Origin of the sequence: Fluviispira vulneris (assembly GCF_014281055.1) — a bacterium.
Classification (GTDB): domain Bacteria; phylum Bdellovibrionota_B; class Oligoflexia; order Silvanigrellales; family Silvanigrellaceae; genus Silvanigrella; species Silvanigrella vulneris.
This window is the reverse complement of sequence record NZ_JACRSE010000001.1, coordinates 919,924-935,704: the sequence shown is the minus strand read 5'-3', so window position 1 is coordinate 935,704 and position 15,781 is coordinate 919,924. Positions and strand designations below refer to the sequence as shown.

The 15,781-nt window shown below is 33.3% G+C and carries 16 protein-coding genes and 1 rRNA gene; 10 read left to right on the top strand and 7 right to left on the bottom strand.

Going from position 1 to position 15,781, the window contains the following annotated elements; all coding sequences use genetic code 11:
- The 4 genes from rrf to H7355_RS03790 form a co-directional block, all read left to right on the top strand.
- Positions 1–83: ribosomal RNA gene (gene rrf, locus H7355_RS16255) — 5S ribosomal RNA — on the top strand; the annotation flags it as partial.
- Positions 84–697: 614 nt separating this feature from the next.
- Complete coding sequence (locus H7355_RS03800; protein ID WP_186645369.1) at positions 698–1,513, top strand: multinuclear nonheme iron-dependent oxidase; 816 nt, start codon at positions 698–700, stop codon at positions 1,511–1,513.
- Positions 1,514–1,526: 13 nt separating this feature from the next.
- Complete coding sequence (locus tag H7355_RS03795; protein ID WP_222435651.1) at positions 1,527–3,116, top strand: radical SAM protein; 1,590 nt, start codon at positions 1,527–1,529, stop codon at positions 3,114–3,116.
- A 3-nt stretch (positions 3,117–3,119) separates the two neighbouring features.
- Entirely contained in the window at positions 3,120–4,307 is a 1,188-nt protein-coding gene (locus tag H7355_RS03790; RefSeq protein WP_186645367.1) for a hypothetical protein, read from the top strand.
- A gap of 34 nt (positions 4,308–4,341) precedes the next feature.
- On the opposite strand, the gene H7355_RS03785 is transcribed toward H7355_RS03790, so the two are convergent.
- The 3 genes from H7355_RS03785 to H7355_RS03775 all read right to left on the bottom strand — a co-directional run bounded on the left by H7355_RS03785 (position 4,342) and on the right by H7355_RS03775 (position 6,101).
- Positions 4,342–5,367, bottom strand: a complete 1,026-nt coding sequence (locus H7355_RS03785) for an alpha/beta fold hydrolase (RefSeq protein ID WP_186645366.1) — start codon at positions 5,365–5,367, stop codon at positions 4,342–4,344.
- A gap of 15 nt (positions 5,368–5,382) precedes the next feature.
- On the bottom strand, positions 5,383–5,577 hold the full coding sequence (locus H7355_RS03780) for a hypothetical protein (RefSeq protein ID WP_186645362.1): 195 nt from the start codon (positions 5,575–5,577) through the stop codon (positions 5,383–5,385).
- Between the two features lie 128 nt (positions 5,578–5,705).
- A complete protein-coding gene (locus tag H7355_RS03775; RefSeq protein ID WP_186645360.1) occupies positions 5,706–6,101 on the bottom strand; it encodes a hypothetical protein in 396 nt (131 codons plus the stop codon).
- Between the two features lie 158 nt (positions 6,102–6,259).
- Here H7355_RS03775 and H7355_RS03770 point away from each other — a divergent pair, with 158 nt between their 5' ends.
- Positions 6,260–6,811 (top strand): type II secretion system protein, encoded by a 552-nt coding sequence (locus tag H7355_RS03770; protein ID WP_186645358.1) that lies wholly within the window; start codon positions 6,260–6,262, stop codon positions 6,809–6,811.
- Here the strand turns inward: H7355_RS03770 and H7355_RS03765 are convergent.
- From H7355_RS03765 to H7355_RS03750, 4 genes are all read right to left on the bottom strand, one after another.
- Positions 6,808–7,581, bottom strand: a complete 774-nt coding sequence (locus H7355_RS03765; RefSeq protein WP_186645356.1) for a response regulator transcription factor — start codon at positions 7,579–7,581, stop codon at positions 6,808–6,810. The genes H7355_RS03770 and H7355_RS03765 overlap by 4 nt on opposite strands.
- Entirely contained in the window at positions 7,578–8,075 is a 498-nt protein-coding gene (locus H7355_RS03760; RefSeq protein WP_186645354.1) for an NADH-quinone oxidoreductase subunit B, read from the bottom strand. Before H7355_RS03760 ends, H7355_RS03765 begins: the two co-directional genes overlap by 4 nt.
- Before the next feature lie 48 nt (positions 8,076–8,123).
- The gene (locus H7355_RS03755) at positions 8,124–9,107 is read right to left on the bottom strand and encodes an NAD(+)/NADH kinase (RefSeq protein WP_186645352.1); all 984 of its coding nucleotides are present in this window, start codon (positions 9,105–9,107) and stop codon (positions 8,124–8,126) included.
- A gap of 66 nt (positions 9,108–9,173) precedes the next feature.
- A complete protein-coding gene (locus tag H7355_RS03750) occupies positions 9,174–10,721 on the bottom strand; it encodes a SurA N-terminal domain-containing protein (protein WP_186645350.1) in 1,548 nt (515 codons plus the stop codon).
- Between the two features lie 171 nt (positions 10,722–10,892).
- Here H7355_RS03750 and mreC point away from each other — a divergent pair, with 171 nt between their 5' ends.
- Genes mreC through H7355_RS03725 form a run of 5 tightly spaced genes read left to right on the top strand, consistent with a single transcriptional unit; the run spans position 10,893 to position 15,777 of the window.
- Positions 10,893–11,792, top strand: a complete 900-nt coding sequence (mreC, locus tag H7355_RS03745) for a rod shape-determining protein MreC (RefSeq protein WP_186645348.1) — start codon at positions 10,893–10,895, stop codon at positions 11,790–11,792.
- Positions 11,785–12,333 (top strand): hypothetical protein, encoded by a 549-nt coding sequence (locus H7355_RS03740; protein WP_186645346.1) that lies wholly within the window; start codon positions 11,785–11,787, stop codon positions 12,331–12,333. Before mreC ends, H7355_RS03740 begins: the two co-directional genes overlap by 8 nt.
- A 28-nt stretch (positions 12,334–12,361) precedes the next feature.
- Positions 12,362–14,365 carry a penicillin-binding protein 2 gene (gene mrdA, locus H7355_RS03735; protein ID WP_186645344.1) on the top strand — a complete coding sequence of 668 codons (2,004 nt, stop codon included), beginning with the start codon at positions 12,362–12,364 and terminating at the stop codon, positions 14,363–14,365.
- Between the two features lie 7 nt (positions 14,366–14,372).
- Positions 14,373–15,494, top strand: coding sequence for a rod shape-determining protein RodA (rodA, locus tag H7355_RS03730; protein WP_186645342.1), 1,122 nt, complete (start codon positions 14,373–14,375; stop codon positions 15,492–15,494).
- 10 nt (positions 15,495–15,504) lie between these two features.
- Positions 15,505–15,777, top strand: a complete 273-nt coding sequence (locus tag H7355_RS03725) for a hypothetical protein (RefSeq protein WP_186645340.1) — start codon at positions 15,505–15,507, stop codon at positions 15,775–15,777.
- Positions 15,778–15,781 lie beyond the last annotated feature (4 nt).

The window sequence follows — 15,781 nt, the reverse complement described above, 5'->3', positions numbered from 1 at the left end:
TCCCATTCCGAACTCCGAAGTCAAGCCCGTCTGCGGCAATGGTACTGCACTCTTAAGTGTGGGAGAGTAGCTCTGTGCAGCCTTTTATTTCTAAAGCCCCTCGGTAAAAACCGAGGGGCTTTTTTTTATATTTATCATTGAATTATTAAATTTATGGCCATGAGCTTGAAGATAGAGATTTGAAATAATTTATTAATTTTGTGAATCTTCTAGCCAAGAACACGGTTTTTAAACTTAAACTATTTATTAGCAAAAAGCGATAATTTATCGGAATTGTTACGTGCTTGTATTCTGAAAAATTTTTAAAATTTATGTCAAAATTAATGCGTTATTAATTTAATTATAAAAAATTTATTTAACATTTAAGATATTAAATTTAATTTTAATAAAAAATTTAATTTTATTATTTTTATATTATTTATTGTAATTTTAAAGATAACCATAAGTTAAAAATAATTAATTATAAATTTTCTAATTTTTCTTTTGACTTACAACTAAATTAGTATATATTAAAATCTAAACATTAACACGGAGGTTCCTATGGAAAGTAACGAAGTTGTAATTGTAATAGAAGATATCGAAGTTGCTGGTCATACTATCTGTTTTATGTAAATAAATATTCTGTGTGTTATACATAGTAATTTTCATATAAAGAGCACATTTTTATGTGCTCTTTTCTTTTCTGGAGTTAAATAATTTGAAAATTGGGATTTCTCTTTCTCCACAACATGTATCAACTGATTATTTTGATAAAGCCTTAACTCACCCTGAAATCGATTTCGTAGAAATAGCTATAGAAGGATTTATTTATAGAAAAGATTATAAAGCAAAAGAGACTTTGACAAAGATTTTAGAAAATAAACCTGCGACGGCTCATGGATATTCATTATCATTGCTCGATCCAAAACCATGGGATTCAAATAAACTTATTTTGCATGAAGAGTTTTTGAATAAAAATTCATTTCTTGCTTGGGCCGATCACTATGCCTTAATGTCTTTGGATGGAATTGGATTTTCGAGTTTAACTCCAGCACCAATGGGCCAAGAAGCTGAAAATCTTTTAAATACTCGACTCGATCTTTTAGAATCTAAAATTCCGTTATGTCCTTTTTATTTTGAGAACCCAGCAGCTCCTTTCCTCATGGATTATCAAAAAAGTGGAGTTGAAATATTTGCAAAATGCTTTAAAAATAGAAAATCTAAAATGCTTTTAGATATTTCGAATCTCGCTGCAAATGAAATAAATTTTAATATATCAGCAGATAGAGAATTTGAAATACTTGCTGGAGTTGAGATTGGCGAAGTGCATTTAGCTGGTGGAGATTGGGTAGAAAATTTTTATCGAGATTCACATTCAAGCTCAGTGACAGAAAGATCTTGGGAACTCTTAAAAAAATATAAAAATATATTTAGTGATGAGACTTTAATAACTATTGAAAGGGAACAAAATATTCCTCCTTTTGAGGATATTCTAAAGGAGACTCGGCGTGCTAGAACAATTCTCGGATTTTAAACGAAACCTTTAGGTGGTTTTTAATTTAAATCATATTGGCGTTCAAATTCAAAAAGAGAGATACAGGCGTGACCGCAAAGAATGGATTGTGGGGACTCTGAAAAAAGCATTTCTAAATGACACAATTTTGGATGGCTTATTAGAGGATTATTTAGACAACTCCAATCCTATTGCGGGTGATTTTGGTGGATGGGGTGATCTAATAGGTTTTTTAGAATATGTTAGAGATGCCAATCTTCCATATTTTCATAAAACAAAATTCTATTTTTACGCAGCAGCAATAGCTGCTCAACAAATAGAATTTGACTTGATAAAAAAAGAAGAAGATATTCCCTTTCTATATAATTTCGTTAAAGAATTTCACATATTAAGTAATGATAATTCAATTCTTCTATCTGCCGATGGTTATTTAAATGAGAAGTTTTCGCTCACAGGAATTGTGAAAGTCAAATCAGTTCAGGGGAAGATTTCTCTGCAGAATTTTAGAAAAGAAAAAAACGCTTCAGAATTAATCGAAAAGCTAGGTAAAAAATATAAATGGCAATCTGAGTCAATAAGGATGGAAAAGAATTCTGAATTAGATTCATTTTGGGGGTTGTCAAGGTTTGAAATTTTTAGTTATTATTCATCAATTGACAAGAATATTTCGGATACAAATATCGTTTCCTTTGTTGAGAGAGTTTATCCTGTTTGGTTACCAAAAAGTGTGGGAATAACAACATCATTATATTGTAATGCTAGGTGCTCTCATTGTTATAATGCAAGTCATTCTGAAAATAAGAAAAAATTTATTTCATGGAATAATATAAGAACAAATATTAAAGACTGGGTTTCGCTCGGATTAAATGAAGTTGGGATATCTGGAGGAGAGCCTTTTCAATTTCCAAATGAATTAGTAGAGCTTGTCGGTGAGTTAAGAAAATTTGGTGTTGAAAGAATTGTTCCGTTTAGCAATGGTTTTCTTGGCGAAAAAGATCAGGAGTTGTGTGAAATATTAACAAAGCTAAAAAATGTTGGGTTTGGGGTAAATGAACATGATTCGGTTAAAATTAGCACTGGAGAATTTCATTTACCTTATATATCAATCGACCATGTACTAAATTTTGCTAAACGCCATTATGAAATAATTGGCAGAAAATGTATATTTGATATTGAATTTTTAAATGATAATGAAATTTTGAAAAAAATTATAAGAGCAGCTAAAGAAAAAGGACTTGAAAAACAAATTATATGGAATTACAGATCTGATTTTAGTAAATCTGGCCGAGGTAAATCCTTATTGGTAAAAGAGGAACTAAAAGAAGTTGATCTAAGTAAAATGCAATGCCCTGTGAGATACCGCTCTGCTATTTATCCAAATGAGGGCTGGGTTTATTGCACTGGGACTATTTTTCCAAAAAAACATGTTAGTTTAAGTAAACTTGATGATAAGTCTATTTTTGAAATATTTTCAACAGCACATTTTGATGATAAATTTTTATTTTTGAGTTTAGGATCATTTGAAGATTACTTGCTCCATAAGAACAAAGATTATAAAAACTTAGATTTGAGAATGAATTCCAAATCTACAGCATGTAGTCTATGTGCAAAAATATACGGCTGATTCATGCAAAAAAAAGATATATATAACCTTATTTTTGGCAGATTTATCTCAAACTTAGGTTTTCATATAGCAAATGCAGCTGTACTTTTATTTTTAGTGGAGTACAGCAGAGAGGTAGAAATACCGTTTGTAATGATTTCATCCGTATTTGGTATATTTATAGGAAATTGGATTGTATTGCCAAGAATATCGAAATATACCTCACGAATGGTTTTAATATTTGGAAACTTATTTTTAGGAATTATTTTGCTTCCTATTTTGATTTTTCTTATGTCATTTGGTGAAAATGTCTTAGAAAATAAATATTACTTCGCAGTATTTATTCTAATAGTAAATCTTTTTTCCTGTTTATTTAGTGCATCGAGTCAGCAATATTTATCTTCGCATGCTAATATAAGTTATTTGCATTTTGATTCAACTATGAGTACTATAAGTAGAGTGGTTTCTCCAATATTATCAATGCTATTATTAAATTTAAACTCACCATTCATTTATATCATTTTTTTAAATTCAATTGCTGCTTTTTCTTCTGCATTATATTTTAAATTTTTTTTCCCTTTTGATATCATGAGTAAATCTGAAATAAGAAATAAAATTGTTAAATATAAAGATATTATGTATTTATATAAGAAACATTTTTCTTTTTGGGCAATTGTTATCGTTATAAATATAATTGTTTCAACATATAACGGAGGAGTTCTTGTTCATTTAAAGCAATTAAAAATTGAATCCAATGTTGTCGCAGTTTTTATGACAATTCAGTATTTTTCTATGTTTCTTGCAAGTATCATTACAATAAAATGGCCCATCTTAACCCGATATAGAGAAATAGCGGGAATATTCGCAGGTGGAGGACTGCTTTTAATTGGAATTGGGAAAAATATATACATTTTAAGTATAGGAAATATTATTTTGGCATTAGGTATGACAACTTTAGTCAATGGATTTCGCTCTTGGATTGCTGAGCTTCCTGTATTAGACAGCGCTTTGAAACGTGTCTATTTTGGTCAGCTTGTTTTTATGTCATCACTTACAAATATATTTGGATTACTTATATTTTCATTATTAATCGTTTCTTATACCTCTTGGGGAGGACTTTTTCTTTACTGCGGTGCATTTGTTTTAATTTCTGCATTTGTTATGCAAATATATGCTATAAAAAAACATCTTGTTCAACAAAATTCCATCTAGCTTGAGTGGACTTAAATATAAAAAAAATTATGTCTTAAGTTTTTCTGCTTTCTATTTTCTTATAAATGAATTTGCGGATCTGTTCTAAAGCTTTTTCGCGTATAAAATTAACTTCCATTAATATTTCGTGTTGTGCGTTTTCAAGAATAAATTTTTCACTGTTTGCACATTTATTGATAAAAATATCTTGAGTCGAATTTACTACAACCGTGTCATTTTCAGCCTGTAAAAGTAAAAATGGAATATTGTTATCATAGCCCATATGTCGTGCTTGCCGAGAAGCTTTTATAGCTTCAGACATCCAGCCAAATGTGGGACCACCTAATTGCATATCCTCTATTTCTGCAATATGATTGCGCCAAACATCATATCTAAATTTTGAATTTGTGACATCATTTCCTTCAAAAGGTCTAAAAGGGATGCAATCAGTTTGGCCAAAAACATATTCTTTTTCTTTACCAAATTTACAAAATATTTTTGTAAGAAGATAGATTGGATATTCTAAGAAGCGATAAGGTGAAAGAGCAATACCATGCATAGGTGAAGAAAGAATAACGCCAAGGGGATTAATTTTTTTTCCACAAACAGCTAATGTAGCTATTGCTCCCCCCATGGAATGGGCAAGAATAAAAGTTGGTAATTGCACTTGTTGGCTGTTGACAATATTCTCAAAATAAAAGGAAAGATCATCAACATAATTTGCAAAATTATCTACGAACCCTCTTTTTGCTTGTTCTTTAAATCGACCTGAAAAACCTTGTCCTCGGTGATCGAAGCAAAAAATTGAGTAACCCATTTCAAATAGATTCATGATGAGCTCTGCATATTTTAGATATGATTCGTTATAACCTGTGCAAAGCAGAATTTTTGCTGTCGCATTTGGATTTGTAAATATTCGACATGAAATAGGTATGTCATTCATACCTAAAAACTGATGCGTCGATCCTGTAGATTTATAAAATGGCAATATTTTTTCTTTGTAACGCAAAATATTACGCTCAATATTTTCAGTAGAGTTTTCTAATTCTTTTTCTTTTAAAAATAGACTTCTTTCTGTCACTTTAATTCCTTTTATTTATCTTATTCCATGCGTCATGAATTTTCTAGGATCTGAATATTTGCTCGTGAAAGTTTTGTAAATATAAAAATCCGAAAATGATGTTGCTCCTTCTGGTGAACCATTATTTAATTTCATATACGCCTTTAAATAGCTTATATATGATTCCTTGATTTTTTTAAACTCATTTCCTGTGACACTAAAATTTGCCATAATTTTATCCGTCTAATACTAAGAGTTTGTGATCTGTTTATTTAAAATATAAATAGATCGCATCCTCTTTAACTTTTTTCGGACTATCTCGTCCACTATATAAGGAATTTTAAAAGATATTTTAAGATTTAGGAAAAAAGGTTATTTAACCTCTCAGGATCTTTGATTTTAAGGAAAATTCGTACCTGTATTTTCAGCTTAATTCTACCAATAAACTCAATTTCTTCATCTAAAGGTGAAAGAGCAAATAATTCTTGTAGTTTATAAAGTTGACCTGTATTTAAAAAATCTGCGTCGATTAAGTAGTAACATACTTTAATCATTCCAATTTTTGCTAATTCTGAGCGGAGCAATTCTTCATCTTCATGTTCCCAAAGTGATTGTAACTTATTGCATGTTTTAGATTTTTCGATCAAAAAAGGCAGCTCTTTGGCAGCTTTTAAATGCTCCCAAGGATTGCAATCTATCCAGTTTCCATCAGGAAATAGCCAACCGCTAATACGAAAATTTGTATTTATATACATACAGACTCGTCCTTTTTTCTTAACTCTTTCTAAGATATGAGAAGAGTTAAGAAATATCAATATATAAAAAGAAATATCTCTTTCACATAGAAAAAAGGTTTAAATTTGAGCGAAAGCTATCGATAAGCAATTTAAGTTTATTGAGGATTTTATTAAATATGATATTATTGGCTTTTTATAAATATTTTTATAATTTTAAAATGACACGAGGATACACTGTTGTCAGCCTTATTTTAGTACTGTCAATTATTGGAATATTAGGTGCATTGGTCGTGCCGAGGGTTTCTACTTTAAAGGCAAAGGGGCAACAATCAGAAGCACGTATTCAACTTATGAAAATATACAACTCAATGTATGCTCATAAAATTGAGAATGGATTTTTCCCTGACACAAAAGGACAAATACTTTTAATCACAGAATTTAGAGGATTAAGTAATTATTTACGCACAGATGACATTCATTATTATATGAAAGGTGATAATATATATATATTAAGTACATCAGAGCAATTTGTTTTGGCCTATATAAGAAATTTAGCAAATAATAATTTAGACATTCAACGTCTCAATTCAAAAAAAATATTTTGCCATATGTTAAATGGTGTCAATCAGGGAACTGAAAACTGCCATAAAGAGCAGATTTTCACAGCCCAAAACAAGATAAATGATTTAAAAGAATTAAAAATTTTAAAGATTTTAAATGAAGATTAAGAATCTATCAATTGATATCCGAAACCATGAATAGTTTCAATCAAAGAGCCTGCTGTTCCAAGCTTTTGCCTTAAGCGTTTAATATGAGTGTCAACCGTTCTTGTATTTACATGCCCTTCATATCCCCAAACTTTTTGCAATAAAGCTTCGCGGCTTTGTAACTTACCAACTCTTTCAGCAAGAAAAATAAGTAACTGGTATTCTGTCGCAGTTAAAGAAACAGACTCATTTCCCACTGTTACTTTGAATTCCTCTGGGTATATTTTAATTGGGCCAGCGACAATGGTTTTATGGTTATTTTCTGTAAGTTGAGTGGATGTCTTGTCTTCTTCTTTAGAATTGTTCTGTGATGAATTCACTAAATTAAGAGGATTTGATTTTAAGGTATGAGAACGCCTTAATAACGCATTAACTCTTAATAATAATTCGCGTGGAGAAAATGGTTTAGTAATATAATCATCGGCGCCAGACTCAAAACCTTCGACTTTATCTTTTTCTTGTGAGCGGGCCGTGAGTAAAATTACTAAGGTCCCTGCTGTTACATTATTATCGCGAACGGATTTTAAAATTTCAGTTCCGTATATATTTGGTAACATAACATCAAGTAAGACAAGATCAGGTAAAAATTCTTGGATGAGTTCGAAAGCTCCATCCCCATCAAAATGTGATTTAACCTCAAAATCATTTGATGCTTCTAATGTATATCTAAGAAGATTATTGAGGTCTTTGTCATCCTCAATAATAAGGATGCGCAACTTTTCATCCTTCATGCTTGATCTTTTTCCTTCACTGTTTTTTGCTTTGCTGTTTCTTTAATTTTGCTTTGAAGTTGCATAACTCCATCAATAACAGCCTCGGGAGTTGGAGGACAGCCTGGTACATAAACATCTACGGGAATTAATTTATCGACTCCCTGAACGACGTGGTATGCACGGTAGAATCCACCCGAAGAAGCACAGGCGCCCATGGAAATAACCCATTTAGGTTCAGGCATTTGATCATATATACGTTTAATCACAGGAGCCATTTTTTCAGTGATCGTACCTGCTACAATTAAGAGATCGGCTTGCTTAGGAGAAAAGCGAACAACTTCAGCACCAAAACGTGCTAAATCATACTTTGGTCCCATAACGGACATAAGTTCAATACCACAGCATGCTGTACCAAATGGGTATGGCCACATAGAATTGCTGCGTGCCCATGCAACTAGTTCTTGTTGTTTTGTTGTGATGTAAAATTCATTTCCATAATTGTGGTGTTTCATTTGTTGAAAACCCCTCCTTTAAACATTTTAACATTAATCATTTCATGCTTACTTATCAAATGAAAAGGTCGGAACTTTGCCTAAAAAATCAAGGATAAGCTGTAATTCGCACTCTTCAGGTAAACTGATGTGCACGGAATCACCAAAGCCAAGATGAGTACAAAAATCCGGACCATCAACGCAGACCAAGCCTTGTCGCATTCTTGAAAAAAACGAGAGAGAATTTTTATCTCCGTTTAACGAGAATTTTTTCATTTTTAGAACTTCATGTCTTGGATTGTAAGGTTCTCTTACTGCAACATGAATATCTTTTGCAGTTATTTCGGATTTCTTAAATCCATATGCTGAAATAGCTGCCGTGCTGCCAGCTGCAGAAGCAACCCACAAACCGCTTGAAAGTTGCTTTTCAGACTCAATTTCCTTTAGGCCATTTTCTGCACAAACTGAAATTTGGTAACGGCTCGTTGCCGCAGGATGTCTATTACAAAGTAGAATATCATTTAAAGCTAAAGGAAGATTTTGCTGGTGAGACGTTTCTAATTTTAATCTGCGAATTGCTTTAGTTTTATACTCATTTTTAACAAAACATTCTATTGCTTTTTCAATATATTTAGGAATAATTGGGCATAAATGTCCTACGGAATGCTCTGGACAAGAGTTGATTCCAAGCAAATTAATATCTGCTCCAACATGGTGACTTGCGTGCAAAAGTGTTCCATCTCCACCGAGGGAAATCACAAGTTTTCTCTGCGGGCGGAGTCCGGACTGATCACATTTTTCATTAAAGAAACAGATGTTATTTTGCGTAACTTCATCTAAATTATATATTTTATAAGATAATTGATATTTCTCAAGACTGTCAATTAAGATCTTTCTGCTTTTTAAATGTTCCTCATGTGCAAAGCGCAGAGGTTGATGGGTTTGTCCGTCACGTTCAAGATAATCAAAAAAGTCAACATTTAAAGGGCGTTGAGTGTATCGTTCCCATGTCGTCTGCTTTTGAACAATATAGACATCAACTTCATTATGCAAAATGATCACCTCTTAAAGTGGCGAAAACTGCTTTTTTCATAATCATGGAAAAACTCAGACTCAATTTCAATTTATTAAAGCAGTGTTTATTTTGATGCTACCATCTTTTTCATATTTTTTATTAAGTGACTGCTGGACGCTCTTCATAAATTCTTGGGTTGTAGTTGAAAGTATTTGATTTTTTAATGTTTGCGCAAGTTCTGGAGTCAAAGAGGGTGCTGATGTTTTTGACACCAGTTTGATAATTGCTTTTTTAGAGCCAAAATTAATAATTTTGGGGAGAGTGTCTCCAGGATTTTTCAAAGCAAATATATTTGCCGCAAGTTCATCTGTCATACCAAGTTCAGGAATATAGGAGTCAGAAATTTTAAATGGTTTATTTAAATATTGCCATGAAATATTATTCTCAGCTAAGACTTTATTCAAATTTGATATATTTTTAGCAGCAATAATTTCGCTGATATTTTTTTGCATTTCGTCTTCGATGCTACTCTGTACTTGTTGACTTACGAATTGTTCTGCTAATTGAAATTTAACATCATCAAATTTTTTAACAACTGCTGGTTTAGAGTCAATAAATTTAAAAATACGATATCCAAATGGGGTATCAATAACCTGTGAAAGTGGTTTTGCAGGAGTCAATGCTAACAATGCTTTCATAGAAAGCTCATCTATGCGCGTATCATCAACAAATCCAATATCTCCTTTGTTACTTTTTGCAGTGAGATCATCATTTTTTTCAACAGCAAGTTTAGAAAAATCAGCTCCTGAATTTAATTTACTTTCTATTTGTTTTGCAAGAGATAAAGCTTCTTCTTTGCTTCTATTGAGAGCTTCACCTTGTGCACGTTGAGCTGTTTTGTAAGAGACAAGAATAGACAAAGATTTAACTTGAGCTTTTTGTTGGTACTGATTTTTTGAGTTTTCAAAAAGTGTCATTAAGTTTTGTAATTGTGCTTTGTCTTCAATGTATTTATGCGCTTGTGCAGAAATTTTATTTTTCAAATATGCATCAGATGGTTTTATGACGGCATATTGAATTTTGAATTCTTCATTTTTTATTTGATTCTCTACTTCTATGATTTTTTCAGGTAGAACGATCGGCATAAATAAGAGATTTTGCATTTTTTGTATTGCAATTTGTTGCTGCAAATAAGCATAAAATTCAGTTTCGCTCATTCCATTTTGATTAATATAGCCTTTCAACAACTTTATATCAAATTGCTGAGTTTGTGGATCTTGAAAATAAGGTGAACTTTTGAGAATGGAGGCGATTTCAGATTGATCTACGGACCAACCAATTTTTTTTGCCTGCTCAATCAGAATTTTTTCTTGAATCATTTGATTGAGTATTTGTTGAGCAATTGCTTTGCGTTGCTCAGGCGGAGTTGTGCTCGATATATTCTGCGATCGCATAGCCGCAGAAAATCTTTGCACGTCAATTTTTTCGGATCCAATTTGAGCAATTGTGTTTGGATCGAGGCCTGCTAAATTGCCAGGGTTTAGACTGCCAAAACCTGTGAAAACGAAGGCAGCACAAGCAGATACAATAACAATGCCTAGCATGAGTGACTTGGTGCTTACCGATGAAAAAATTTTAGTATTCAGACGCACTGTGAACTCCTCTACATAAAACCGTCAACATTATCTCGCATTTTTTGCGGATAATTTCAAACATTACTCGATATGAACTTTATTTTCCAAAGAATAAGCCTTAGAATTTTACAAGATTTATAAAATTGCTATATTTGCTTTTAAATTAGACATAATAATTATGGGTAGAAAATGCTACAATTTCGACGTTATGGATTTTGGTTGGTTGCTGTTATCACATTAATCTTTACAATGTTCTTTTTTTCAACTGCTCATACTTCAAAAAAAGAACTGAGTATCTTGGAAAAATTTGTCTATACAATAAGCAAACCTATTGAAGTTGTTTTTCTTTCTACCAGCCATTTCATATATTCTTCATATCATTCTTATATTGATTTAAAAAATGCACGTAAAGAAGTGGATGACCTACAAAGAGAAAATGTTGAATTAAAAGTAAAAATCAAAACACTTGATGATATTGTTTTAGAAAACAATCGATTAAGAAAATTACTAAGTTTAACAGAACGTACCTCGGTCAAATTTGTCACCTGTGAAGTTACGGGGTCAGATCCATCGTTTGTATATAAAAATGTAAGAATCAATCAAGGAACTAAAGCAGGGATCCAGCACGGTATGGGTGTTGTCGGTGAAGAGGGTGTCGTGGGTGTCGTGATGCGGGTGGGGATGAGCTATGCAGATGTCTTGTTGATCATTGACCCAAATAGCAACTTAGACGTCATAGTTGCACGCAACAGAAGACGTGGAGTCCTCCAAGGTGGCTTGGCCAATCTTTTGCAATTTAAATACCTAGAGCGAGGAAGTAGCATTTTAGTAGGCGATGAAATCGTAACAAGCGGTCTCACGGGTTCATTTCCGAGCGGAATTTTGGTGGGAAAAGTTTCAAATATTAAAATAGCTTCCGATGGTGTGACGCAAATTGTGGAAGTGCGTCCTGAAGTCGCTTTCTCTGACCTATCCGAAGCATTGGTTTTATTAAATCCAAACCGAGAAGTCGATGTCATTCGAAAAGTGGGCGGAGTGGAATGGATGAAGAAATTGCTAGAATCGAATGCGGAGAAATCCGGTGGCTAAAATTAATATTTTAAGAAGTAAAACATCGCATTTTGCTTTTTCACTCTTAACGCTTATTTTTTGTATTTACTTTCAATCCTGTTTATTAGCTAAAATGTCATCGCCATGGTTTTATATAGACATCGTAAGTATTGTAGTTATTTATATGTGTATTGAACATTTTCTTTTTTTATCGATTATTAAAATTCTGTTTGCAGCCTTGCTTATGCAAATTTCCTCTGCTGCTCCTAATGGATTTTATATTATGTATTTTTTACTTGTCTTGGTTTTTTCAAATCTTTTATCAAGAATATTTGTAATCAGCAGTTTTTTAGGTCAGACATTTATATTTATGTCTTTATTTTTTCTTAAATATTTATTGTTTTATTTTACAATTGTGCCAAGAGGATTCACAACGGCATTGTATTTAATTGCAAGTTCTTGGCAGGGATTTTTTGTAACAATATTAATTGCTCTACCTGTATTTAGATTATTAATTTATATCGATTCTTTTTTTGAATATCTTCCTTCATATGAAAAAAAGAAAATAAATGAGATTTAATAGGTATTGAAAGGCTGGAGATTTTGTAATGAGTGAGAGTCGATCAAAACAAGAGTCGGTTTCGGATCCAAAGAGAAGGAATATCATCGTCACTTGTTTTTTAGGAATCAGTGCAGCTATCACAGCGCGTCTTTGGTATTTACAGATTATCAAAGGATCCGATTTTTCCATTGCTTCTGAAAGAAATCGTGTGCGTGAAATCACACGTCCCGCTCCACGTGGACTTGTTTATGATCGACAAAGTCGTATTTTGTTATCCAATCGCTTGTTTTTTGATCTTATTATTATACCACAATATTTGCAGAATAAAACAAAAACATTATCTATCGTTGCAGATCTTTTTCATATTCCAGTAAGTCTAATTGAACGTAAACTCGTGGAGTCGCAGGCAAACCCAAGATTCGTTCCAGTGAGAATAAAACGCAATTTGTCTTTGCATGAAGTTGCTACTCTTGAATCCAATAAATTCTTTTTACCTGGAGTGGATGTGGATTCAGCGCCTCGGAGAGATTATTTGGGCAATGAGTCTGCACATTTATTTGGATATTTAGGTGAAGTAACCTCAAAAGAATTGGATATTTTAAATTCCCAGGTTTCAAATTATCAATATCGTGTGGGATCGATTATTGGCAAAGCTGGGATTGAGCGTAAATATGAAAGATATCTCCGTGGGGGAGAAGGACGTGAAGCTTTACTTGTCGATGCTCTAGGTCGTTTACAAGCAGATTCTTCGATGGATATTACGATAAATTTAAGTCGAGCTGCGCAAAGAGGAAATGATGTTTATTTAACGATTGATTCAGAATTACAAGCAGTAGCGAGTGATGCTTTTAGAAATAAAAATGGTTCTGTTTGTGCAATTGATCCAAGAAATGGTGAAATTCTTGTTTATTTATCAAATCCTAATTATAAACTTTCTATGTACCAAGATGGTTTGACAATTGAAGATTGGCAAACTCTGCGCGCAAATCCATTTAAACCACTCCTTGATAAAGTTACAGGAGGAGCTTATCCCCCTGGATCGACATTTAAAATTATTGTTGCCATTGCAGCTCTAGAAGAGGGAATTATTACTGGTGAGAGAAAATTCAATTGTCCAGGATATTTCGTTTTAGGCAATGGCAGATGGAAATGTTGGAAGCACACAGGACATGGTGCTGTTAACTTAGAAAATGCATTAAAATTAAGTTGTGATGTATTTTTTTACAATATTGGCAATCTTTTAGGGATCGATCGCATTTCAAAATGGGGAAGATTGTTTGGCTTAGGTGAGAGAACTGGGCTTGATTTAAATATGGAATTACCTGGAATTTCCCCGTCAACAGAATGGAAATTGCGAACAAAAGGTTTGCCATGGTTGAGTGGGGATACCATAAATGCTTCGATTGGCCAAGGATTTAATCTCTGTACACCTATTCAAATATTGAATGCCTTTGCCGCAATGGGCAATGGTGGTAAATTATTTAAACCACATTTTTTAAAAAAAATCGTAGACAATCAAGGGAAAATTATCTTTGAAGAACGCCAAACTTTAATTCGAGAAATTAAACTCAATCCTGCAAATGTCGCACTGATTAAAAAAGGATTGTATGATGTTGTGCATTCACCCGAGGGGACCGCAAAAAAAGCAAGAGTTCCTGGTTTTACAGTGTCTGGAAAGACAGGTACGGCGCAAACATCGGCCTTAAAATTCACGAAAGGCGTGAATCAAGATGATGTTGCCTTTCGAGCGCTTGACCATGCGTGGTTTGCCTCTTATAGCCCCAGTGATGTTCCTGAAATTGCTGTGGTTGTTTTTAGCGAATACGATGGGGGAGGTGGGGGAGCTAATGCTGCACCCATCGCCCAACAAATCATCGAAGCCTTTTGGCGGAAAAAATTTCCTGAAAAATTTGCAGGTACGAGTAAAACAGCAATGTCATCACCGATGACCCATGGTGTGGGAGAAGATGCTCCACCAGAACAAGATATTGATGTGCATGAAGAAGGTAACGAAACAGAACCTGTAAATCTTCCTGATGAATTGAGGTAATAGTTGTATGATTTTGCTTTCTCTTTTGCGGGATAAATTCAAAGGAATGCCATGGGGGATCATAGCAACATCATATGCAATAATTCTAATTGGTTTGTATAATTTATACAGTGCAACCAATGCAACTGTAAATTCTATGCGCTTTTATGATCAAATCACTTTTATTTTACTTGGAACTCTTGCGGCTTTATTTTGGGGTGTCTTTTTAGAATTAAAAAGCATAGAGCGACTCAGTCTTTTAGGTTATATCCTTGTATGTATAATGTTGCTATCTGTTGATATTTTTGGCCGAAGTGCAAAGGGTGCTGAGCGTTGGCTTGTTATTGGTCCTATTCGTTTACAGCCGAGTGAATTTGCAAAATTTATTATTATTTTAATGGTTGCGCAAAGTTTTAATATGATGAAAGGTTTTTCAGAATTTTCTTTATTAAGTTTATGGCGACAAATTTTATTAGTTGCTTTGCCTTTTTTATTAATTCTAGCCCAACCCGATCTGGGTACAGCAAGTTTAGTTTTACTCATTTCTGGATTACAAATATCTACAGTTAAAGTGCGTGGAAAAAGTATTTTAACCTTATTAATTATAACAATTTCTTGCATTATTTTAGCATGGAATTTTGTTCTATATGACTATCAAAAACAAAGGGTGTTAACTTTTATTAATCCCATGCTAGATCCGAGGGGATCCGGATATCACTCTATTCAGAGTATGATCGCAGTGGGAAGTGGTGGCCTTTGGGGGCAGGGATTTGGGCAAGGGACACAAGCGCGCCTTAATTTTTTACCGGAGCGACACACGGATTTTGCTTTTTCTGTGTGGGCAGAAGAGCATGGGTTTGTTGGTTGTATTCTTCTGATATTTTTATTTTCCGCTCTTATTATTCAAATCTTTCAGACAGCAGATCGTGCTAGAGATTCTTTTTCAGCGCTTGTTTCTGTTGGGGTAGGCGGTTTTTTTCTCTTTCATTTTATTATAAATATCAGCATGGTATTAGGAGTTTTTCCAGTTGTGGGTGTGCCTCTTTCCTTTTTTAGTTATGGAGGGACACATATGATCACAGCATTGAGTTGCATTGGTCTTGTGGTTGCCGTAGAAAGAAAGAGGCATTTATCGACAACTTCATTCTAGGAGTCACCAGTTGTCTAGAATTTCGGAAAAAACAAAATTTAGAAAAAATGTGTTTGTCATTGGGAGTCTGATTACTGCAGGCGTGTGTGCAAGTATTTTAATTTTCGCTGAATCATACGAAAATAAAGAAAATATTCTCACTGCGCCTTTACAGGGCGATTTACCCACTGCTAAAATCACGTCCTCATCTGAAAGTACTCAAAGTAACAAGCAAGCAGAAAGTAAGTCTTCATTAGATAGTAAGCAAAGTAACAAGCAAGTAAACGATAATAATGCTCAATAAAAAT